The sequence below is a fragment of the Streptosporangium nondiastaticum genome (assembly GCF_003011965.1).
Taxonomy (GTDB): domain Bacteria; phylum Actinomycetota; class Actinomycetes; order Streptomycetales; family Streptomycetaceae; genus Streptomyces; species Streptomyces nondiastaticus.
The window spans coordinates 1-5,396 of sequence record NZ_PXWG01000239.1; the positions used below are offsets into that span (position 1 = coordinate 1).

A 5,396-nucleotide genomic window follows, 5' to 3' on the forward strand; every position below is an offset into this window, starting at 1 on the left:
GCACGCGAGAGGCGCCCTGCCCGGCAGCTGCCGGGCAGGGCGCCTCTCGCGGTTCAGCGGTGCGTCAGCACTCGATGATGTTCACGGCGAGCCCGCCGCGCGCCGTCTCCTTGTACTTGACGCTCATGTCCGCGCCCGTCTCCTTCATGGTCTTGATGACCTTGTCGAGGGAGACGTGGTGCCGGCCGTCGCCGCGCAGGGCCATGCGGGCCGCGGTGACCGCCTTCGCGGCGGCCATGCCGTTGCGCTCGATGCACGGGATCTGGACCAGGCCGCCGACCGGGTCGCAGGTCAGGCCCAGGTTGTGCTCCATGCCGATCTCCGCGGCGTTCTCCACCTGCTCGGGGGAGCCGCCGAGGACCTCGGCGAGGCCGCCGGAGGCCATGGAGCAGGCGGAGCCCACCTCGCCCTGGCAGCCGACCTCGGCGCCGGAGATCGAGGCGTTCTCCTTGAAGAGCAGGCCGATCGCGCCCGCGGCGAGCAGGAAGCGGACGATGCCGTCCTCGTCGGCGCCCGGCACGAAGTTCATGTAGTAGTGCAGGACGGCCGGGATGATGCCCGCGGCGCCGTTGGTGGGAGCGGTCACGACGCGGCCGCCCGCGGCGTTCTCCTCGTTGACGGCCATGGCGTAGATCGTGATCCACTCCATGGCGCGGGCCTGCGGGTCGCCCTCGGCGCGCAGCTGGCGGGCGGTGTTCGCGGCGCGGCGGCGGACCTTCAGGCCGCCCGGCAGGATGCCCTCGCGGGACATGCCGCGCGACACGCACGCCTGCATCACGCGCCAGATCTCCAGGAGGCCCTCGCGGATCTCCGTCTCCGTGCGCCAGGCCTTCTCGTTCTCCATCATCATCGCGGAGATCGACAGGCCGGATTCGCGGGACATGCGCAGCAGCTCGTCACCGGTGCGGAAGGGGAACTTCAGCACGGTGTCGTCGAGCTTGATGCGGTCCTCGCCGACCGCGTCCTCGTCCACGACGAAGCCGCCGCCGACCGAGTAGTAGGTCTTCTCCAGCAGGGGGGCGCCGGCCTCGTCGTAGGCGAAGAGGGTCATGCCGTTGGCGTGGTACGGCAGGGAGCGGCGGCGGTGCAGGATCAGCTGGGCCGACTCGTCGAAGTCGATCTCATGGGTGCTGCCGATCTCCGCGCCGAGCAGCCGCAGCCGCTTCGTCTCGCGGATCCGCTCGACCTCGGTGTCCGCCAGCTCGACGTCCACCGTGCGCGGGGAGTAGCCCTCCAGGCCCAGCAGGACGGCCTTCGGCGTGCCGTGGCCGTGGCCGGTGGCGCCGAGGGAGCCGAAGAGCTCGGCGCGGACGGAGGCGGTGTGGGCCAGCAGGCCCTCGTTCTTCAGCCGCCGCGTGAACATCAGCGCGGCCCGCATGGGGCCGACCGTGTGGGAGCTGGACGGGCCTATGCCGATCGAGAAGAGATCGAAAACGGAGATGGCCACGGTGGCTGCTCCCTGTCTGCTTGGAGGTGGTACGAGGCGGTGCCGTAGGCGCGCCCGGAGATGGGGGCGCACCCGTTGGGTGGTACGGGGGGCGCGTGGTGCGGGGCACCGGGCGCTCACTCTTCAGTGTGCCCGGTGCCCCGTACAAGCGGGTGAATCGGATGCTGATGTGTTACTTCAGGCCGGGGTACAGCGGGTGCTTGTCGGCCAGGGCCGTGACGCGGCCGCGCAGGGCCTCCGCGTCGTAGGACGGCTTCAGCGCCTCGGCGATGATGTCGGCAACCTCACGGAAGTCCTCCGCCTGGAAGCCGCGGGTGGCCAGCGCCGGCGTGCCGATCCGCAGGCCCGAGGTGACCATCGGGGGCCGCGGGTCGTTCGGGATGGCGTTCCGGTTGACCGTGATCCCGACCTCGTGGAGGCGGTCCTCGGCCTGCTGGCCGTCCAGCTCGGAGTTGCGCAGGTCCACCAGCACCAGGTGCACGTCCGTGCCGCCGGAGAGGACGGAGACGCCCACCTCGGCGACGTCCGGCTGCACCAGGCGCTCGGCCAGGATCTTCGCGCCCTCCAGCGTACGCTGCTGGCGCTCCTTGAACTCCTCGCTGGCCGCGACCTTGAAGGAGACGGCCTTCGCGGCGATCACGTGCTCCAGCGGACCACCCTGCTGACCGGGGAAGACGGCAGAGTTGATCTTCTTGGCCAGCTCGGCCGTGGAGAGGATCACACCACCGCGCGGACCGCCGAGGGTCTTGTGCGTGGTGGTCGTCACGACGTGCGCGTGCGGCACCGGGGAGGGGTGCAGCCCGGCGGCGACGAGGCCCGCGAAGTGGGCCATGTCGACCATCAGGTACGCGCCGACCTCGTCGGCGATCCGGCGGAAGGCCGCGAAGTCCAGCTGGCGCGGGTACGCGGACCAGCCGGCGACGATCAGCTTCGGGCGGTGCTCCTTGGCGAGGCGCTCGACCTCCTCCATGTCGACCAGGTTGGTCTGCTCGTCGACGTGGTAGGCGACCACGTTGTAGAGCTTGCCGGAGAAGTTGATCTTCATGCCGTGGGTCAGGTGCCCGCCGTGGGCGAGGTTCAGACCCAGGATGGTGTCGCCCGGCTTGAGCAGCGCGAACATCGCGGCGGCGTTGGCCTGCGCACCGGAGTGCGGCTGGACGTTCGCGTGCTCGGCGCCGAAGAGCGCCTTGATCCGGTCGATGGCGATCTGCTCGACGACATCGACGTGCTCGCAGCCACCGTAGTAACGGCGGCCGGGGTAGCCCTCGGCGTACTTGTTGGTGAGGACCGAGCCCTGGGCCTCCATGACCGCGACCGGAGCGAAGTTCTCCGAGGCGATCATTTCGAGGGTGGACTGCTGGCGGTGGAGTTCGGCGTCGACAGCGGCGGCGACGTCGGGGTCGAGCTCATGGAGGGAGCTGTTCAGAAGCGACATGAGTTCTTCCTGGACTTCCTGGGCGGAGGAGGTGAGGGCGAGGTCAGCCGGCGAAGTCGTCGTACTCGGCGGCGGAGAGGAGGTCCGCCGGCTCGTCCGTGATCTTCACCTTGAACAGCCAGCCGCCCTCGAACGGGGCGGTGTTCACCAGCGAGGGGTCGTCCACGACGTCCTGGTTGGCCGCGGTGACCTCGCCGGTCACCGGGGAGTACAGGTCGCTGACCGACTTGGTCGACTCCAGCTCGCCGCAGGTCTCGCCCGCGGTGACCGTGTCACCGACGGCCGGGAGCTGGGCGAAGACGACGTCACCGAGCGCGTTCGCGGCGAACTCGGTGATGCCGACCGTGGCCACGCCGTCCGCGTCGGCGGCCGACAGCCACTCGTGCTCCTTGCTGTAGCGCAGCTGCTGGGGGTTGCTCATGGCTAGATTCTCCTGGATGCGCGTGAGTGCTTGTGCAACGGGTCTTGACAGGTGAGAAAGGAGAGGGTCCGGATGATCTACGGGAGATCTCCGGGCGGTCAGCGCTGCCGCTTGTAGAAGGGCAGGGCGACGACCTCGTACGGCTCGTGGCTGCCGCGGATGTCCACGCCCACGCCCGCCGTGCCGGGCGCGGCGTGCGCCGCGTCCACGTACGCGATCGCGATCGGCTTGCCGAGCGTGGGGGAGGGGGCGCCGGAGGTGACCTCGCCGACGACCTCGCCGCCGGCCACCACCGCGAAGCCGGCGCGCGGCACGCGGCGGCCCTCGGCGATCAGGCCGACGAGCTTGCGCGGCGGCTGCGCCTCGGCGCGCTCCGCGGCCGCCTGCAGCGCCGCGCGGCCGACGAAGTCGCCCTCCTTCTCGAACTTCACGACCCGCCCCAGGCCCGCGTCGAACGGGGTGGTCGAGGTCGTCAGCTCGTGGCCGTACAGCGGCATGCCCGCCTCCAGGCGCAGCGTGTCGCGGCAGGAGAGGCCGCACGGCACGAGGCCGGCGTCCGCGCCCGCCTCCGTGAGGGCCTTCCACAGCTTCTCGGCGTCGCCGGGGGCGACGAACAGCTCGAAGCCGTCCTCGCCCGTGTAGCCCGTGCGGGCGATGAGGGCCGGCACGCCCGCGACGGTGCCCGGCAGGCCCGCGTAGTACTTCAGGCCGTCCAGGTCGGCGTCGGTCAGCGACTTCAGGATGCCCGGGGACTCGGGGCCCTGGACGGCGAGCAGCGCGTACGCGTCGCGGTCGTCGCGGACCTCCGCGTCGAAGCCGGCGGCGCGCTCGGTCAGCGCGTCGAGCACGGTCTGCGCGTTGGAGGCGTTGGCGACGACCATGTACTCGGTGTCGGCGAGGCGGTAGACGATCAGGTCGTCGAGGATGCCGCCGTCCTCACGGCAGATCATCGTGTAGCGGGCGCGGCCGGTGGCGACGCTCCCTATGTTGCCCACCAGGGCGTAGTCGAGCAGGGCGGCGGCCTGCGGGCCGGTCACGGTGATCTCGCCCATGTGCGAGAGGTCGAAGAGGCCCGCGCGGGTGCGGACCGCGACGTGCTCCTCGCGCTCGCTGCCGTAGCGCAGCGGCATGTCCCAGCCGGCGAAGTCGGTCATGGTCGCGCCGAGCTCGCGGTGCAGGGCGTCGAGGGCTGTGCGGCGAGGGGTTTCGGTCATGGTGTGGGCTCCCGGACATGGCAGTGAGGACGTCCTCCCCATCTGTCATCGGAACCTGAGAGGTTCACCGGAAGCCGCCGCGACACGCGGGAGCCCGGCTTGCACCTTGGGTGGGGCCGCACGCGGTGCGGCCCGCTTTTCAGATCTGCCTCGTCCGCGCGGTACGGGGCCTGAGAGATTCAAGGGAGGAACTTGCTCCTTCGGCGCCCAGCGCACACGGCGTGGTGTGCGGCCTGGGACTCTCCCGCGCGGATTCGAGCGGCCGGTATGCAGTTGGATACGCAGTTGGCGCGCACATCATTGCACGTGCGGACGCGATACGGACTGCCTGGCGGCCCTCGAATTCGATTACCTTGCCTTTACGTTCCGTGGGTAGGGGCTGGTGACGGGCAGTGACCGGGCCGGGGGAGAGGCAGAGCCGATGGGAACAGCACCGACAGTGAGCACGGCCGCGGCCGGCGCCGTGGCGGAGGGCGGCCGGGCGGCGCGGCCCCGGGCCGGGGTGCTGGACCTGCGCGGCGGAGCGGGCCGCGGGGAGCTGCGCTTCCCCGTGGGCGACCTGCTGATCGTCTCCGGGCTGCCCGGCAGCGGGAAGTCCACGCTCATCCGGCGCGCGGTGGCCGCGCTCGACGCACGGGACGGCATCGTCTGGTGCGTCGACTCCCAGGACGCCCGGGAGCGGCTGGAGCGGCGCGCTCCTTCCCGGCTCCCCTACGCCGCGTACCGGCCGTTGGCCCGGCTCGCCCACTACGCGGCGCTGCGGCGGGCCCTGCGGTCCGGCGCGAGCGTCGTCGTGCACGACTGCGGGCAGCGGGGATGGGTGCGCCGCTGGGTCGCGCGCGACGCCCGCCGCCGGGGCGCCGCGGCCCACCTCCTGCT

The 5,396-nt window shown here is 71.4% G+C and carries 5 protein-coding genes and 1 riboswitch; of the genes, 1 reads left to right on the forward strand and 4 read right to left on the reverse strand.

Going from position 1 to position 5,396, the window contains the following annotated elements:
• Positions 1-64 precede the first annotated feature (64 nt).
• The 4 genes from B7P34_RS34900 to gcvT all read right to left on the reverse strand — a co-directional run bounded on the left by B7P34_RS34900 (position 65) and on the right by gcvT (position 4,517).
• Positions 65-1,447, reverse strand: a complete 1,383-nt coding sequence (locus B7P34_RS34900) for an L-serine ammonia-lyase (RefSeq protein WP_106682152.1) — start codon at positions 1,445-1,447, stop codon at positions 65-67.
• A gap of 172 nt (positions 1,448-1,619) precedes the next feature.
• The gene (glyA, locus tag B7P34_RS34905) at positions 1,620-2,882 is read right to left on the reverse strand and encodes a serine hydroxymethyltransferase (protein ID WP_106682153.1); all 1,263 of its coding nucleotides are present in this window, start codon (positions 2,880-2,882) and stop codon (positions 1,620-1,622) included.
• A 43-nt stretch (positions 2,883-2,925) separates the two neighbouring features.
• Positions 2,926-3,303 (reverse strand): glycine cleavage system protein GcvH, encoded by a 378-nt coding sequence (gcvH, locus tag B7P34_RS34910; protein WP_106682154.1) that lies wholly within the window; start codon positions 3,301-3,303, stop codon positions 2,926-2,928.
• A gap of 98 nt (positions 3,304-3,401) precedes the next feature.
• Positions 3,402-4,517: a glycine cleavage system aminomethyltransferase GcvT gene (gene gcvT, locus B7P34_RS34915; RefSeq protein ID WP_106682155.1), complete on the reverse strand. Its 1,116-nt coding sequence runs from the start codon at positions 4,515-4,517 to the stop codon at positions 3,402-3,404.
• A gap of 149 nt (positions 4,518-4,666) precedes the next feature.
• Positions 4,667-4,774, reverse strand: a riboswitch (glycine riboswitch).
• Between the two features lie 164 nt (positions 4,775-4,938).
• Between gcvT and B7P34_RS34920 the strand changes: the two genes are divergently transcribed.
• Positions 4,939-5,396 (forward strand): AAA family ATPase (locus tag B7P34_RS34920; RefSeq protein WP_146167021.1); only part of this gene is annotated, 458 nt, incomplete at its 3' end.

Bases quoted from the DNA above. Each gene is read 5' to 3' on its own strand.
- glyA (WP_106682153.1), bottom strand. From the start codon at position 2,882: ATGTCGCTTCTGAACAGCTCCCTCCATGAGCTCGACCCCGACGTCGCC.
- gcvH (WP_106682154.1), bottom strand. From the start codon at position 3,303: ATGAGCAACCCCCAGCAGCTGCGCTACAGCAAGGAGCACGAGTGGCTG.
- gcvT (WP_106682155.1), bottom strand. From the start codon at position 4,517: ATGACCGAAACCCCTCGCCGCACAGCCCTCGACGCCCTGCACCGCGAG.